Consider the following 15,473-nt stretch of genomic DNA (forward strand, 5'->3'; position numbering starts at 1 on the left):
TTATTCCCGCCTTACTTCGGGCAAAAGTCTATTCTCCCTGCCCCCCTGCTGCTCGCATACTGTTAACACTTCATAAACAAATAGCAAAGGTACGCTATGACTATTACACCCAAGAACACCACTAAAAAACTGTTGCTGTCTGCTATTCTCGTGAGCAGCGCACTTGCCAGTCAATATACTCAGGCTAAAGGCGTCACCTGGGATGATATTGAGAACGATGCCAGTACCACAGAAGATGTACTGATGTACGGTATGGGTCCGGAAGCACAGCGATTCAGCTCACTGGACAAGATTAACAAAGACAATGTGCACATGCTGACACCGGCATGGACCATGAGCTTTGGTGACGAAAAGCAGCGGGGTCAGGAATCTCAGGCACTGGTTTATGACGGCGTTGTTTATGTGACCGCCAGTTATTCCCGTATTTTCGCCTTTGATGCCAGAACCGGCGAAAGAAAGTGGACCTATTCTCACCGGTTACCTGAAGGGATCCGCCCCTGCTGTGACGTGATTAACCGTGGTGCTGCCATTTACGGCGACATGGTGTATTTCGGTACGCTGGATGCCGGAATCGTGGCACTGAATCGCCACACCGGTAAAGTGGAATGGAAAAAACGTTTTGAAGACTACCGCGCCGGTTACACCATGACAGGTGCGCCGACACTGGTAAAAGATCAGAAAACTGGCAAAGTCCTGTTGATCCACGGCTCCTCCGGCGATGAATTCGGTGTAGTAGGCAAGCTGTTCGCCCGTGATCCGCTGACCGGCGAAGAAGTGTGGATGCGCCCCTTTGTTGAAGGTCACATGGGCCGGCTGAACGGTAAAGACAGTACCCCCACCGGTGATGAAAATGCGCCTACCTGGCCGCGTGATGAAAACGGCGAACTGGTTGAAGCCTGGCATCACGGTGGCGGTGCGCCGTGGCAGAGTGCCAGCTTCGATGTAGAAACAAACACCATTATTATCGGTGCAGGTAACCCGGCCCCCTGGAATACATGGAAGCGTACAGCAAAAGGCGATGATCCGCGCAACTGGGATAACCTGTACACCTCAGGTCAGGTTGGTGTAGACCCTACCACCGGTGAAGTGAAATGGTTCTATCAGCATACGCCAAATGATGCCTGGGATTTCTCCGGAAACAACGAGCTGGTGCTGTTTGAATACGATGACAACGGCAAAACAGTTAAAGCAACTGCTCACGCCGACCGCAATGGCTTCTTCTATGTGGTAGACCGTGAGAACGGCGAATTCATCAAAGGCTTCCCGTTTGTAGACAAAATTACCTGGGCTACGCACATCGACCCCGATACAGGTCGCCCGGTTGAAGTAGAAGGACAACGTCCGCCTCTGCCGGCCCCCGGCGAAGAGAAAGGAAAATCTATTGAAGTATCCCCCCCATTCCTTGGCGGAAAGAACTGGAATCCTATGGCGTACAGTCAGAACACCGGCTGGTTCTATCTGGGCGCAAACCACTGGAAAGAAGATTACTGGACAGAAGAAGTTAATTACGTAAAAGGTAATGCATACCTTGGTCAGGGCTTCAGAATTAAAACCCTGTTTGACGACCATGTAGGCGTACTGCGTGCAGTAGACCCGGTATCCGGTGAAATAAAATGGACGCATAAAGAGAAGCTGCCATTATGGGCCGGCGTTCTGGCCACGAAAGGCGGATTAATTTTCACTGGTACCGGCGATGGCTTCATCAAAGCGTTTGATGAGAAAACCGGTGAAGAACTGTGGAAGTTTCAAACAGGCTCAGGCATCGTTTCCTGCCCGATCACCTGGGAAATGGACGGTGAGCAATATATCGGTTTCGCTTCAGGTTACGGCGGTGCTGTACCACTGTGGGGTGGCGATATGGCAGAACTGACCAAGCCTGTCGCACAAGGCGGTTCATTCTGGGTATTCAAATTACCAAACTTCGACAAAGTCGCTAAACGTTAATCATACCCGGCGGGGCTGCGGCCCCGCTTCCAAGGAGTGACTTATGAAACCCTTGTATTTTCTGTTCTGCTTTACTGCCACACTGAGCCACGCAGAGCCTTTGCCTTTTGATGATGACGTGGCCGAAATTGACGGTTGCAAACTGACTCAGGGAACACAATGCAATAATGCTGATTTGTCCGGTGCTGATTTGCGCCACATGGATTTGTCCGGCTCCGTGTTCACAAATGTCAACTTCAGCGGTGCAGATCTGCGCCATGCAGATCTCAGCTACGTAACCTTCAAAAAGAGTAAACTGGACAAAGCAAACCTGGCGATGGTGTCGTTGAATCACAGTGATCTACGTACTTCCACCTTAACTGAGGCCAATCTTGAAGGAGCCACCGGCTTCTCCCTGTTCGCTCAGGGCGTTAATTTCAACGGCGCAGACCTGACAGGCGTCAATTTCGACCAGGCGAGAATGTCAGGCGCAAAACTCAACGGAGTGACTCTGCGGAATGCCCGCATGGAAAGGGTCTGGATGAATAAAATTCAACTCGCAGGCGCCGATCTGACGAACGCAAACATTCAGGAAGCCAAGCTGAATGACGCCAATTTGTCCCGTGCTGACTTAACCGGTACACGTATTCATTACGCCACTTTTCAGGGAACATACATGGCAGACTGCACAAATTGCCCCGTAGACTGGTGAAGGTATTCTTGCTGCCGAAGCCTGCAGCCGGGGTTTCTCTATACGGGCAAACCGCTGTGGAATTTAAAATCCTCATCCGGTGAGGTTATCAGTTCACCTTCTACCTCACCGAAAAAAGCAATACGTTCTGCAATATCCTCACCGGCAATCTCTTCTGCCAGTGTCAGATAATCCTGATAATGTCGGGCTTCCGAGCGAAGCAACGAAATATAGAAATCGCCCAGACGCTTATCAACATGGGGGGCCAATTTAGCAAAGCGCTCACAGGAACGGGCTTCAATGTACGCGCCGCAAATGAGTTTATCTGTGAGGGCTGCCGGCTCATGAGTACGCACGTGACGCAGTAATCCTTTTGCATAGCGGCTTGACGCGATATTTTCATAAGGAATGTCGTACTCATTCATGATTTCCAGTACCTGGAAAAAATGATGCAGTTCCTCTTTGATAAGCAGCACCATTTTATCAATGAGATCCTGGCCGTAAGGTGTGCCGGACTTGGGAATAATCGATTTCGACAATTTGTTATGTTTAAGCAATGACTGCCAGTCGCCTTCTTTCCGGTATGCAAAGTCTTCAAAAGGCTTCAGCCATGCCAGTAAGGCATCGCCGCTTTCCTTATCTACCGCATAGCGACGGATAAGAAACATGGCGCTTTGCGCAGCTTTTAACTCACTTAATGTAAATATGTGCACACTAAAAATAATGTCACACATTTCCCTGTAGTTAAGTGATTTTTTGCTAATATGAGAGCAGAGCGACTAGTTGTATGAGATGAATCGAATTGAATTACATCTCAGGAGCCTATATACTGATTGATAAGAACCTAGAATCGTAATTATTTTAATAGTTGACAATTTAACTAGGGTTACGTAAAAATCTTTCTTAGCTTTAGCGTCCTATGAGGAGAAGCGACATGATAATTAAACCAGTACATTAATCTAAATGAGGGATCACAGCTCTCATATCGGGGTCCCCCCTAAGCTCCTGAGCTTTATCTGAGTCTATCTCAAGAACTGCATGAAATGCATCTTTAGCTTTTTTCAAGTGCCCTTGCTTCCTAGTCACACCATATAAACATGATGCGTAGCAAGATAAATTGTAGAACCTGTCCACCGCGCGAATGCGGTTGTAATTAGGATTGGCTGACATTTCTTGTAAAACTAACGCTTCATCATACTGCCCATCATAATAGTACAGTAACGCCATTTCCGAAAAGATCCACGATACACTCCTGAAATCGCTGATATCTTTAGCACCAGTCACAGCAGTTCTACTGATATGAAGTAAATGTTCTTTGTCTCTTTTCCTCATATTATTGTTTATATCGCTATGTTTAATCGAAGCTGATTCTACATACTTTTTTGCATACTCATTTAATTCCGTTTTGAGGATAGCTAAGTCAACACAATGAGCCGGAACTTTACTCATAACATTTTCTGTCGCCTTAGACAGTTCCTCAATTTTAACTTTGGATTCTTCAACGTACTCGGCATGCTCTTCCAATAGTTTTTTCCTATCTTTGTAACCCAAAAACACGCCGAAACCTACTAAGACCGAAATTATGCTAACCCCCAAGTAAATGACGTACTTTATTGCTTCTACAGATTGATTACTTGAATCAATCGCGGCTTTAGAAGTGTCTTTAATTGAGTTTACAGCCGTTTCGTAAAGCTTTACATCATTTCTACTCAACTGATTGAACCGCTCTGCATTTAGCTTCTCCAAAGCAGCTGCCTTTTCAGAAAGTGATTTAACATTTGCCTCTAATTCATGAACTTTATGGGTTTCTCCTTTAGATAAAAAAGGTGTTAACATTATGATTAATAAAACCCATTTAAAGTTTGGTATAAAATTAATTTTCATACGAATCCATTTATAAATAAGAGATAACTTCTTGGCAAACTACTCATATTCAACGACAAAAGCTACAAATTTAGTGTGTACTGGTCAAAAAATACCAGGACACCTTTTTCATCTATTTTTTCCGTTGAAAGGACACCCGTTAAATTGATGCAATCATTACCAGTTATATTTTAATAAATTTTGATTTATAGTTGAACAAGCTCATTGGTTTACTGTTAACTAGAACACTTAATCAAAGGCCAATCCGCTATGGCTAATTAACTTAAGAGCCTTCCATTAATTGTTCAAGTCTTTTTAACGCACTAGCAACAACGCCACTTTTTGGTGAGCACCTTCGAAACGAATGCAGCCACAAGGCTACGTGGTCATTCGATGACGCCGCATCACTGTGTGTTGGGATGGATCCTTTCTATCACACCATCAACCCTGACTATTACAACCCATACTGGCGCAACCGTCGTGAACGTGTGAAGGCGAAGCTGACCAAAGCCATATTCACCAAGCAGTTGCAGTTTGCCGTTCAGGGGACGCACTTCATCGTCCCCCCTGGCGACTTCTGTTATTGGGCACTGGTCAACGACCTGGTCAGCAATACCGTTGTTGAATTCTTCTTAGAGACGAAGAGGCTTAGACCTGACAGGCGTCAATTTCGACCAGGCGAGAATGTCGGGCGCAAAACTCAACGGAGTGACTCTGCGGAATGCCCGCATGGAAAGGGTCTGGATGAATAAGATTCAACTCGCCGGCGCCGATCTGACGAACGCAAACATTCAGGAAGCCAAGCTGAATGACGCCAATTTGTCCCGTGCTGACTTAACCGGTACACGTATCCATTACGCCACTTTTCAGGGAACATACATGGCAGACTGCACAAATTGCCCCGTAGACTGGTGAAGGTATTCTTGCTGCCGAAGCCTGCAGCCGGGGTTTCTCTATACGGGCAAACCGCTGTGGAATTTAAAATCCTCATCCGGTGAGGTTATCAGTTCACCTTCTACCTCACCGAAAAAAGCAATACGTTCTGCAATATCCTCACCGGCAATCTCTTCTGCCAGTGTCAGATAATCCTGATAATGTCGGGCTTCCGAGCGAAGCAACGAAATATAGAAATCGCCCAGACGCTTATCAACATGGGGGGCCAATTTAGCAAAGCGCTCACAGGAACGGGCTTCAATGTACGCGCCGCAAATGAGTTTATCTGTGAGGGCTGCCGGCTCATGAGTACGCACGTGACGCAGTAATCCTTTTGCATAGCGGCTTGACGCGATATTTTCATAAGGAATGTCGTACTCATTCATGATTTCCAGTACCTGGAAAAAATGATGCAGTTCCTCTTTGATAAGCAGCACCATTTTATCAATGAGATCCTGGCCGTAAGGTGTGCCGGACTTGGGAATAATCGATTTCGACAATTTGTTATGTTTAAGCAGTGACTGCCAGTCACCTTCTTTCCGGTAAGCAAAGTCTTCAAAAGGCTTCAGCCATGCCAGTAAGGCATCACCACTTTCCTTATCCACCGCATAGCGACGGATAAGAAACATGGCGCTTTGCGCAGCTTTAAGCTCGCAAATTAAATGATCAGTCAGTACCACCGCCAGATTGTCTTTTTCCGCGGCTTTTTCAACCCAGGGATCAGGGGTTTCACACTGTAAAAATGAATGGATAGGTGTGAGTAATTCGTTCATCTGCGGCCAGCACTGCTTTTTCAGGTTAATTCATATCAGTTAAATAAAGACAACGCCCTTAAGGGCGCCGCCGGGCGCGGATCCTATCACAAATCCGCTGAGTATATTTAGTCGATCCACTGCTGCCAGTGCAGTTTACCGTTTTGCCAACCCAGCAACATGCCGCCACAATTATCAATAGTACGGCCTTCACCGAAACTGCGGGCGATACAGGCCATCGCATCACCATGACTGACAATAAGAATACGGGAAGCCGTTTCGCTGTTCACCAGTGAGTGAAAGGTTGTCATAAAACGTTCGGTTACCATGTTGGCACTTTCACCGCCGTTGTCAGGCATAAGATCAGGACGGGTATACCGGTGTTCTTTAAACGCCTGATAGGCTGCAAGTCCGCTGGTTTCCTTTCCCTGCCATTCACCAAAGTTACGTTCGCAGAAACCTTGGTACACTTTATGGGACTGCCCCAGCGAGCTGGCACAAATTGCAGCGGTATCTTTCGCGCGGCCAAGGTGTGAGCTGACCACAAGATCAATATCCCAGTTCCCGGCCTTCGCTGCCAGCTCAGCCGCCTGTGCCCGTCCTTTTTCTGTCAGCGGACTGTCCAGCTGACCCTGCAATTTCTTGTCACGGTTCCACTCAGTCTGACCATGACGGCACAAGAAAATGTGTTTTTCCATGTTTATCCTTAGCATTCATTGAAGTATCAGACTTGTGGGAAAGCGCTGTTTCAAGTAGCGTTGATGCCTGCCACTCCCTGCTGATCACCAACAGATTGACTGCCGGTATTTGAAAGGGTTTTCTTTATTCTACATTATGAGATAAGCCGTTGAAATTAAGTGCGTCCATTATTGCAATCTTGTCAGGTTGTTTACTGTCTTTTGCTGCGCTGGCAAAAAGTGTGTCTGTTAATGTTTTTGCTGTTCCTTCGGCAGACATAGAGCAGACGGTTGCCTCGGTAAGCGATAAACTGAAGCAGAAAGGTATGGAGAGCTTTTACGAACAGGGATTTCCTGTTCATATTACGTTGTACCTCACCACTTACGACGAAGCCGCTATTCCCGGTTTACTGGCGAAAGTGGAAATGCTCACAACCACACAACCGGCTGTGCCCCTGAAAGCTGAGGGATTTACGGTAACCGCAGGGAACTGGGTATTTGTCGATGCGGTGAAAGAAACTGAACTTCAACATCTGGCAGATAAACTGACAAATGCCTTGTCCCCGTTAAGAGATCTTTCAGCGCCTCTGCCTGCGTGGGTTAATGCCTATCCGCAAAAGAAAGCGGTGTTCGAAAAATATGGCAGCCCTAATGTATTTGCACAATTTGAGCCGCATATGACATTGCTGGCCGCAGAAGCATCACCCGCCCTGCCAGCAATGAAAAAGTATTTTGCTGCCTCTCCCCCCTCTGCTACCGGTTATGTAAAAGCTGTGGGCGTGGGACTGGCGGATGAAAAAGGCCAGATAACCAAAGTTCTCGGATATTTTCCTCTCAAGCAGCCGTAAACAACGTCTGTTTCTTCCCTTCTAACTAATTCGGGCCGGATATTTCCTTTCGGCCCCGATTTTCTGCGCTTTAATATCTTCAGCAAATTCAACCACTCACAAAACTGAACATTTTTTAAGCAAAAAATATTTGACCCTGCACCAAACATGATCAACACTCATTGTAAAATTAATGTTAATTATATTAACCATAAACAAACATCAATATGATCAACGCTGCACGCAGCGCCGGTAACAATAAGGTGAAAATATGATATTGAATCACTTGCTCGGCATATACACTCATCCCCGTGAAGAATGGCAGGACATAGACAGACGACATGAAAGTTGTGTATATGCCCTTAGTCATATCGGGGTTATTGCGTTGATACCTTCACTGGTCACGTATTATTCCGGCGCACACCTTGGCTGGAGTATCGGTGCCGGTGATCTAATAAAACTGACCGAGCAAAGCGCAGCAATGCTGGCAGTGGGCATGTATTTTGGTCTGATAGCCGGTGTGCTTATTCTTACCTACATGATTCATGAGCTTGCGAATGCGTTTGACGCCAAGCCCAATTATACCGAGTCTTTAGATCTTGCCGCGTATACGGCGACACCGTTATTTATGACGGGGTTTGCTGGTCTTTATCCGGAGCTCTGGTTCGTGATGGCTGTAGGTCTGGTCGGACTCGCCTACTCTGTGTATCTGCTTTATTCAGGTACGCCAATTATGATGCATATACCGGATGGTAAAGGGTTCATTTATGCCAGTTCTGTAGTGACGTGCGGACTGGTACTTCTGGCTATTTTAATGGCCAGCACCGTGATCATGTGGAGTATGGGCTTCGGTCCGGTATACGTGCACTGATCATTAAATTTCATCCATATCCGAAAGCAAAAGACCGCTCTGAGAGCGGTCTTTTTATTTGGTGCGCGGATTCCCGGCTTAGTTGTCAGAATCCATATTGTGCATTTCCAGATTAGACAACTCTGCCTGCACCACAGGACCGCTTTTTGACGCTTCACCACGGGCAATATCAATGCGCTCAAGGTAATCCTGGTCAATATCAGCAGTGATGTAATTACCGTCGAATACTGACGTCTCAAAGCGCTGAATTTCAGGATTCTCTTCCCGTACCGCTTCAACCAGATCTTCAATGTCCTGGAAGATCAGTCCGTCAGCCTGAATAAGATCAGCTATCTGGTCAATCTCACGGCCGTAGGCAATCAGTTCGTTGGCAGACGGCATATCGATACCGTAAACATTCGGGAAACGGATCTCAGGAGCAGCGGAAGCAAAGTAAACTTTCTTCGCACCGGACTCACGGGCCATTTCGATGATTTGACCGGACGTGGTGCCCCGCACAATAGAGTCATCTACCAGCAGTACGTTTTTGCCTTTAAATTCTGAAGAAATTGCGTTCAGTTTACGGCGTACAGACTGCTTACGCATGGTCTGTCCCGGCATAATGAAGGTACGACCGATATAACGGTTTTTCACGAAGCCCTGACGGTACGGTAACTCAAGGGTATTGGCGATTTGCAGCGCCACATCCATGGAGGTTTCCGGAATAGGAATGACCACATCGATATCGAGGTCGGCCCACTCGCGGGCAATTTTCTCACCCAGCTTACGCCCCATGTTGACACGGGAAGCATAAACAGAAATACCATCGATGAATGAATCAGGACGGGCAAAGTAAACAAATTCAAAAATACACGGAGAAGTGGCCGGTACTTCAGCACACTGCCGGGTATGCAGTTCACCTTTTTCGGTGATGTATACACATTCGCCCGGCGCTACGTCACGGATGAAGGTAAAACCTACCGCATCCAGAGCCACGCTCTCAGAAGCAACCATGTATTCTTCGCCCATTTCTGTAATGCGCTTGCCCAGCGCCAGAGGACGGATACCGTTAGGGTCACGGAAAGCTACCAGGCCCTGTCCGATAATCGCAGCAACCACGGCATAGGCACCGCGGATCTTCTTATGGACGGTTGTGACCACTTTGAAAATATCTTTTGCAGTTACGGTTAAGTCGGCAACCTGCTGCAGTTCATGAGCCAGAATGTTTAATAACAGCTCAGAATCTGAAGAGGTATTAATATGACGGCGGGCAATACGGAACACTTCGTCCTGCAGTTCGTGTGCATTGGTAAGGTTACCGTTATGCGCAAACGCGATACCGAAAGGTGAGTTCACGTAGAAAGGCTGTGCCTCAGCAGAGCTTGATGTGCCTGCGGTGGGATAACGGCAGTGACCGATACCCATATTTCCTGACAGACGCTTCATATGGCGTGTGTGGAAAACATCCCGCACCAGGCCATTTGCTTTTCTCAGATTAAATCGATTCTGTTCGATCGTAATGATACCAGCAGCGTCCTGTCCGCGATGCTGTAACACTGTCAGTCCATCATAGAGTGACTGAGCAACAGGTGTTTTACCAACAATTCCGACAATACCACACATTTGCTTTACCTATATCAAGCGGGTTTTAGAAAACTGGAGCTGCCTTTCACGAAGGTGAAAAACCACTCTATGATGACACCAAATTCCGGTATCAGCAGAGACTGGCTCCACCAAACGGCTTTTGCTGCATCGGTAAACGTATCCATAAAGAACAATAGTGCGCTTACAATCAGTACGCCACGTAAAGCGCCGAAAATTGCGCCCAACGCCCGGTCTGTGCCGGATAATCCTGAAGCTTGTACTAACTGGCCGACAACGTGGTTAAATAAACCACCCAGTACCAGCGTAACAATAAAGAGAACAACGATTGCAGCACCATTGCGCAGCACCTCGTCGTCTATTTGCGTGAAATAGACAGCAAGATCGGCATGAAATTCACTGGAAATAAAAAGTGCACCGAACCAGACAACCAGGGAAATGGCTTCTTTCACAAAGCCACGCATCAGACTTATCAGCGTTGAAACCGCGATAATACCGAGAATGGAAAAATCAACCCAATTCATGAAGCGTTATACTATCCGTCTGTCGTTAAGCACGCAGTGTGACTGCCCCGCTGCGAGATGGCGCGCATTCTAACAGAAGCCCCGGAGATTACCAATGTGTAATCTTAACGCGGACCGGGTAACTTCCCGCCTGAGTAAGAAAAACTTGCCACCTGCCGCCGGAAGCTATTCGGCGTTGAATGTAGCCACCTTCCCTTTCAGTCCGGTGATCTCCTGCAAATGCGGCACTGCTTTTTGTAATTTTGCTTTGTCGGTATCTGGTCCGACGAACACTTTCGTCAGCGGACCGGAACGGGTTTCCACAGGGCGGCTGAAGGCACGGTAGCCGGCCTGTTCAAGTTTTACGAGTAATTGCTTTACGTTTTTCTGGTGGCGGAAGCTGCCAAGCTGCACCACCCAGCTGCCTTCAACGGCTTCCGGCGCAGGCTGCTCCACCACTGTCTGACGGGCCAGGTCGTCTTCAATAGCTTGCTGTGCTTTTTCTGACGATGCAGCAACCTGTGCAGCTTCATCATCAACCGCAGGCTCATCGACCACTTCCAGCGGACGTTGGGTGACGCCCGCAACGCGGTCTACAGGAAACGGTTCGGGATCCACAATAGGCTTTTTCGCCGGCGTAGCCGGCACACTGACAAATTCGTCCTGATTCGTTTCTTTTTTTCTGTCGAGAAAATCTGGCAGGAAAATGACTGCCAGCGCGACCAGAATAACGGTGCCGACCAGTCTGTTATGTAACGCCGGGGTCACTGTTTACTCCTATTGGATACTACTGTCCTTGTGAAACGTTAATACATCCGCAACGGTAAGAAAAGAACCAAATACCAGGATGCGGTCGTTCTCATTTGCTGCTTCACGGGCTGCTTTATAAGCGGCGGTTACCGAATCAAATGCATTGGCATGTGCCCGCTGATGTGGCTGTAAGTGAGACATTAAAGTACTGCCACTTAAGCCTCTTGGCCCGCTGGTATTACCAAGGTACCACTTCGCCTTTACGCCCGCCAGTTCATCCAGCGTGGCGGCCAGTGATTTATCTGCCAGCATACCGGCAACAATATGCAGTTCACCGTTTAATCCACTGTCGGCCCAGTCGCGCATTAATGCACAGGCCTGTGGGTTATGGGCCACATCAACCAGCACTTCAGGGGATTGGGACAAGGTTTGTCTACGTCCGGGCACATTCACAGTACTAACAAGCTCTTGCAGTGCGGTGTTGTCAGGAAACAACCCCAGACGCTTCAATGTTGCCAGTGCTGTCGCCACGTTTTGCAGCGGAATTTGCGGCATGGGCAACCAGGCAGTCTGCTCATATTCATGATACCAGCGCCACATGTCACCCTGCTGCTCTGTACCGAAAGTCCGGCCGGCCCACCAGGTATCAACCTGATGTTCACTGACGTACTCATCCAGCGTTGAAGGCGGCTCGCGCTCTCCTACTACCGCAATGCCGTTATTGCGCATGATACCGGCTTTCTCAATGGCGATGGCTTCACGGGTATCTCCCAGCCAGTCCATATGATCCAGACCGATGGTCGTGATAACAGCAACAGACGGTTCAACGATATTGGTTGCATCCAGCCGGCCACCAAGACCTACTTCAAGAATAGCGATGTCGACACCGGCATTCACCATCATGAGCATGGCGGCAAGCGTACCAAATTCGAAATAGGTCAGGGTGATATCACCTCTGGCCTGCTCAATTGCAGCGAAGGCTTCGCAGTACCGGCTTTCGGCTTCAATGTCGCCATTGATACGTACACGCTCACGGTAATCCAGCAGATGGGGAGAGGAATACACACCGGTGGTTTTACCCTGCGCCAGGCAGGCTTGTTCGATGAAGCGGCAAGTAGTGCCTTTGCCGTTTGTACCGGCAACGGTGATGACAGTCTGGTTTGAAAAATCTAAGGCGAGTTTGTCAGCGACCTGCTTCACCCGCGTCAGCCCCATATCGATGGCTGTGGGATGAATGGACTCAAGGTAGGCCAACCACTGCGTCAGAGAGTTATCCGCTGACGCAGTAAAAGAAGGTGATTGTTTATTCACTTAATTCGGGCGATGCATCTTTTCTAACAGGCCGTGTAATTTATCACGCATTTTACGACGGTCAACAATCATATCGATGGCACCTTTTTCCAGCAGGAATTCACTGCGCTGGAAACCTTCAGGCAAGGTTTCACGAACGGTCTGTTCGATAACCCGCGGGCCTGCGAAACCGATAAGTGCTTTCGGCTCGGCAACGTTAACGTCACCCAGCATAGCCAGACTGGCCGAAACACCACCCATTGTAGGGTCGGTAAGCACAGAAATGTAAGGTAAACCCTTTTCGCTCATTTTTGCCAGTGCAGCAGAGGTTTTCGCCATCTGCATTAATGACATCAACGCTTCCTGCATACGGGCACCGCCGGAAGCAGAGAAACAAATCAGTGGCATGTCGTGTTCAAGGCAGGCATTAACAGCAGCCACGAAACGGGCACCGACAACAGAAGCCATAGAACCGCCCATGAAGGCAAATTCAAAGCTGGCAACCACAACCGGCATGCCTTTCAGTTTGCCCTGCATCACGATTAATGCGTCTTTCTCGTTGGTGCTTTTTTGTGCTGCAACGATGCGATCTTTATAGCGCTTGGAATCTTTGAATTTCAGAACGTCCTGAGGTTCTAAATCTCCGCCCAGCTCTTTACGGTCGCCGGTATCCAGAAACGCATCAATACGCTTACGGGCGCTGATACGCATATGGTTGTCACACTTGGGACACACTTCCAGCAGCTTTTCCAGTTCCTGCTTGTACAGCACAGCCTGACAGCTTGAACATTTCGTCCACACACCTTCCGGTACGTTACCTTTCATGGACGTTTGAGTTTTAGGCAGAATTTTTTGAATCCAGCTCATAGTAAGGAGAATCCTTGTTATCTGTAACTATGCTTCGTTGGTCTTTATTTGTGCACAGTGTTAAAAGAACGCGATTTAGCCATGTATTAGACCACATATCCGCACCCGGTAAAAAGTAAAACTGGTCTAAGAAGTCAAGCCACTCACCGACTGCTCATCAGGCTTTCAGGTTTCCGGCAGAAACAACGGCCCGGCCGGTTGGCGGGGAATGCCGAATGTGTCCGGGTAAGTCACATCGACCAGGTACAGTCCGTTCGGCTTTGCTGTTGCAGCCGCCTGTGTACGGTCTTTCGCGGCTAACAGTTCTGCAATCCAGCTTACCGGCTGTTCACCACACCCTACTTTAATGAGTGAACCGACAATATTGCGCACCATATGATGCAAAAATGCATTTGCACGTATTTCGACAATTACATAGCGCCCCTGACGAAACACAGATACACCTGTAACATTACGAAACGGCGTTTTTGACTGGCAGTGAGCAGCACGGAATGAGGTGAAATCCTGTTCGCCGATCACCGCCTGAGCAGCCTCGTGCATCAGTGATGCATCCAGTTCCTGATATTCGTGGGTGACGCCGTTCAGCAGAATCGCCGGGCGCAGCGGCGAATTATAAATCACATAGCGGTAGCGACGGTGGGTTGCAGAGAAGCGGGCGTGAAAGTCATCACTGACGGTTTTTACCCAGCTCACAGCGACAGAATCAGGAAGGTTGGTATTCACACCCATTGTCCAGGCACGGTCCGGACGTTCACCGTCGAAGTCGAAATGCACCACCTGACCGGTGGCATGCACGCCGGCATCAGTACGACCGGCGCATTGCACATCAATGGGTTGATTGGCTACCACAGACAGTGCTTTTTCCAGATATCCCTGCACACTGGGTAATTCACGCTGACGCTGCCAGCCATAGTGTGCTGCGCCATCATACTCGACGCCCAGGACGATTCTTGCCATGAAAATTCTGCTCCCGCTAAAAAACCGGCTAAGTGTAGTCAGCCACTTAGCCAGATGCAAGCGTTAGCGCGCAGACACTAACTTAAACCGGCGAGGATTGTTTTGGCTTCTTCAATCTGATCTTCGCTACCCTTTTCAAGGACTTCGTTCAACAGTTCTCTGGCAGCGGTAAAGTCATCCATTTCGACATAAACACGGGCGAGGTCAAGATTTGCACTCTGACCGGCATCCTTGTCGATATCGATAACATCATCATCTTCGCCAATGCCGGAGAAGTCAGACAGGCTGACATCCAGGTCCAGCGGGGCATCATCATCGATGGCACTGTCGTCATCACTGTCATTGATGAGGGTTTCCACATCAAGAAAGTCATTTTCTTCGGTGTCATCGTCGATGCTTTGTTGCGGATCAGACAACAACGCTTCAAGGTCAAGATCCGGGTTGCCCAGCGACATGTCCGGCTTTTCCTGAGGTGCCGGTTCACTGTCTGCGGCTGTGTCCGGAGCTATCGGCGAAGTGCCGGCCTGTGCTTCTTCGTCATCGCCCAGTCCACCCAGCAGGTCATCAAAATCAGCTTGTTCAAGCTCATCCAGTAACTTGTGATCTTCACTGTGATCCTGTGACAGCCAGTCATCCAGACCCGGCAAGTCAGACAATTCATTGTATTCTTCTGACACAGGTTTTTGTGGCAGTTCACCGTCCTGCTCCTGCTCGAGGCTGAAGTCGTCGATACTGTCGTCTGTATCACCGGCTGGCTCCTCCGGAGCATTACGCTCAGAAGACGCAGGCGTGTCCATACTGGCGAAAGAAGGAATATCGTCCATCATCTGCCGGTCGAACTCTGCCAGTGCCTCATCAAGTGCACTGCCGTCATTCGACTCTTCCGGCTCTGGCTCTGGCTCTGGCTCTGGCTCTGGCTCTGGCTCTGGCTCTGGCTCTGGCTCTGGCTCTGGCTCTGGCTCTGGCTCTGGCTCTGGCTCTGGCTCTG

General features: G+C 48.6%; 17 protein-coding genes. 6 read left to right on the top strand and 11 right to left on the bottom strand.

The features are described 5' to 3' along the window. The first annotated feature begins 96 nt into the window (after positions 1-96). Both ACXAGC_RS19810 and ACXAGC_RS19815 read left to right on the top strand, forming a co-directional pair. Entirely contained in the window at positions 97-1,944 is a 1,848-nt protein-coding gene (locus ACXAGC_RS19810) for a methanol/ethanol family PQQ-dependent dehydrogenase (RefSeq protein WP_474846622.1), read from the top strand. Between the two features lie 43 nt (positions 1,945-1,987). Further along, on the top strand, positions 1,988-2,635 hold the full coding sequence (locus tag ACXAGC_RS19815; RefSeq protein WP_474846624.1) for a pentapeptide repeat-containing protein: 648 nt from the start codon (positions 1,988-1,990) through the stop codon (positions 2,633-2,635). A 38-nt stretch (positions 2,636-2,673) separates the two neighbouring features. On the opposite strand, the gene miaE (ACXAGC_RS19820) is transcribed toward ACXAGC_RS19815, so the two are convergent. Both miaE (ACXAGC_RS19820) and ACXAGC_RS19825 read right to left on the bottom strand, forming a co-directional pair. Continuing rightward, positions 2,674-3,348, bottom strand: coding sequence for a tRNA isopentenyl-2-thiomethyl-A-37 hydroxylase MiaE (miaE, locus tag ACXAGC_RS19820; protein WP_474846626.1), 675 nt, complete (start codon positions 3,346-3,348; stop codon positions 2,674-2,676). 220 nt (positions 3,349-3,568) lie between these two features. After that, on the bottom strand, positions 3,569-4,498 hold the full coding sequence (locus ACXAGC_RS19825) for a hypothetical protein (protein ID WP_474846628.1): 930 nt from the start codon (positions 4,496-4,498) through the stop codon (positions 3,569-3,571). 398 nt (positions 4,499-4,896) lie between these two features. Here ACXAGC_RS19825 and ACXAGC_RS19830 point away from each other — a divergent pair, with 398 nt between their 5' ends. After that, positions 4,897-5,229 carry a hypothetical protein gene (locus ACXAGC_RS19830; protein ID WP_474846651.1) on the top strand — a complete coding sequence of 111 codons (333 nt, stop codon included), beginning with the start codon at positions 4,897-4,899 and terminating at the stop codon, positions 5,227-5,229. Then, positions 5,162-5,392 carry a pentapeptide repeat-containing protein gene (locus tag ACXAGC_RS19835; protein ID WP_474846630.1) on the top strand — a complete coding sequence of 77 codons (231 nt, stop codon included), beginning with the start codon at positions 5,162-5,164 and terminating at the stop codon, positions 5,390-5,392. Before ACXAGC_RS19830 ends, ACXAGC_RS19835 begins: the two co-directional genes overlap by 68 nt. A gap of 38 nt (positions 5,393-5,430) precedes the next feature. On the opposite strand, the gene miaE (ACXAGC_RS19840) is transcribed toward ACXAGC_RS19835, so the two are convergent. Further along, on the bottom strand, positions 5,431-6,183 hold the full coding sequence (miaE, locus tag ACXAGC_RS19840) for a tRNA isopentenyl-2-thiomethyl-A-37 hydroxylase MiaE (RefSeq protein ID WP_474846632.1): 753 nt from the start codon (positions 6,181-6,183) through the stop codon (positions 5,431-5,433). Between the two features lie 107 nt (positions 6,184-6,290). After that, positions 6,291-6,860, bottom strand: a complete 570-nt coding sequence (locus tag ACXAGC_RS19845) for a histidine phosphatase family protein (protein WP_474846634.1) — start codon at positions 6,858-6,860, stop codon at positions 6,291-6,293. Positions 6,861-7,009: 149 nt separating this feature from the next. Between ACXAGC_RS19845 and ACXAGC_RS19850 the strand changes: the two genes are divergently transcribed. Both ACXAGC_RS19850 and ACXAGC_RS19855 read left to right on the top strand, forming a co-directional pair. Next, positions 7,010-7,687 (top strand): 2'-5' RNA ligase family protein, encoded by a 678-nt coding sequence (locus ACXAGC_RS19850; protein ID WP_474846636.1) that lies wholly within the window; start codon positions 7,010-7,012, stop codon positions 7,685-7,687. A 250-nt stretch (positions 7,688-7,937) separates the two neighbouring features. Further along, positions 7,938-8,537: a Yip1 family protein gene (locus ACXAGC_RS19855; protein WP_349587618.1), complete on the top strand. Its 600-nt coding sequence runs from the start codon at positions 7,938-7,940 to the stop codon at positions 8,535-8,537. 78 nt (positions 8,538-8,615) lie between these two features. On the opposite strand, the gene purF is transcribed toward ACXAGC_RS19855, so the two are convergent. From purF to ACXAGC_RS19890, 7 genes are all read right to left on the bottom strand, one after another. Continuing rightward, positions 8,616-10,139, bottom strand: a complete 1,524-nt coding sequence (gene purF, locus ACXAGC_RS19860) for an amidophosphoribosyltransferase (protein ID WP_474846638.1) — start codon at positions 10,137-10,139, stop codon at positions 8,616-8,618. A 14-nt stretch (positions 10,140-10,153) separates the two neighbouring features. Next, positions 10,154-10,642, bottom strand: a complete 489-nt coding sequence (locus tag ACXAGC_RS19865) for a CvpA family protein (protein WP_474846640.1) — start codon at positions 10,640-10,642, stop codon at positions 10,154-10,156. 165 nt (positions 10,643-10,807) lie between these two features. Continuing rightward, the gene (locus ACXAGC_RS19870) at positions 10,808-11,389 is read right to left on the bottom strand and encodes an SPOR domain-containing protein (RefSeq protein ID WP_119501822.1); all 582 of its coding nucleotides are present in this window, start codon (positions 11,387-11,389) and stop codon (positions 10,808-10,810) included. Positions 11,390-11,398: 9 nt separating this feature from the next. Next, on the bottom strand, positions 11,399-12,682 hold the full coding sequence (gene folC / locus ACXAGC_RS19875) for a bifunctional tetrahydrofolate synthase/dihydrofolate synthase (RefSeq protein WP_474846643.1): 1,284 nt from the start codon (positions 12,680-12,682) through the stop codon (positions 11,399-11,401). After that, positions 12,683-13,528, bottom strand: coding sequence for an acetyl-CoA carboxylase, carboxyltransferase subunit beta (accD, locus tag ACXAGC_RS19880; protein ID WP_474846645.1), 846 nt, complete (start codon positions 13,526-13,528; stop codon positions 12,683-12,685). Positions 13,529-13,693: 165 nt separating this feature from the next. Beyond that, on the bottom strand, positions 13,694-14,485 hold the full coding sequence (truA, locus tag ACXAGC_RS19885; protein WP_474846647.1) for a tRNA pseudouridine(38-40) synthase TruA: 792 nt from the start codon (positions 14,483-14,485) through the stop codon (positions 13,694-13,696). A gap of 77 nt (positions 14,486-14,562) precedes the next feature. Further along, on the bottom strand, positions 14,563-15,473 hold a 911-nt coding region (locus tag ACXAGC_RS19890), incomplete at its 5' end, for a FimV C-terminal domain-containing protein (protein ID WP_474846649.1).

It is taken from the genome of Alteromonas sp. AWJ4_197 (assembly GCF_056160285.1).

Coding starts and splice junctions, on each gene's coding strand:
- purF (WP_474846638.1), bottom strand. CDS start 10,139: ATGTGTGGTATTGTCGGAATTGTTGGTAAAACACCTGTTGCTCAGTCA.
- accD (WP_474846645.1), bottom strand. CDS start 13,528: ATGAGCTGGATTCAAAAAATTCTGCCTAAAACTCAAACGTCCATGAAA.
- ACXAGC_RS19855 (WP_349587618.1), top strand. CDS start 7,938: ATGATATTGAATCACTTGCTCGGCATATACACTCATCCCCGTGAAGAA.
- ACXAGC_RS19845 (WP_474846634.1), bottom strand. CDS start 6,860: ATGGAAAAACACATTTTCTTGTGCCGTCATGGTCAGACTGAGTGGAAC.
- ACXAGC_RS19810 (WP_474846622.1), top strand. CDS start 97: ATGACTATTACACCCAAGAACACCACTAAAAAACTGTTGCTGTCTGCT.
- miaE (WP_474846632.1), bottom strand. CDS start 6,183: ATGAACGAATTACTCACACCTATCCATTCATTTTTACAGTGTGAAACC.
- ACXAGC_RS19815 (WP_474846624.1), top strand. CDS start 1,988: ATGAAACCCTTGTATTTTCTGTTCTGCTTTACTGCCACACTGAGCCAC.
- ACXAGC_RS19825 (WP_474846628.1), bottom strand. CDS start 4,498: ATGAAAATTAATTTTATACCAAACTTTAAATGGGTTTTATTAATCATA.
- ACXAGC_RS19865 (WP_474846640.1), bottom strand. CDS start 10,642: ATGAATTGGGTTGATTTTTCCATTCTCGGTATTATCGCGGTTTCAACG.
- ACXAGC_RS19830 (WP_474846651.1), top strand. CDS start 4,897: ATGGATCCTTTCTATCACACCATCAACCCTGACTATTACAACCCATAC.
- miaE (WP_474846626.1), bottom strand. CDS start 3,348: ATGTGTGACATTATTTTTAGTGTGCACATATTTACATTAAGTGAGTTA.
- ACXAGC_RS19835 (WP_474846630.1), top strand. CDS start 5,162: ATGTCGGGCGCAAAACTCAACGGAGTGACTCTGCGGAATGCCCGCATG.
- truA (WP_474846647.1), bottom strand. CDS start 14,485: ATGGCAAGAATCGTCCTGGGCGTCGAGTATGATGGCGCAGCACACTAT.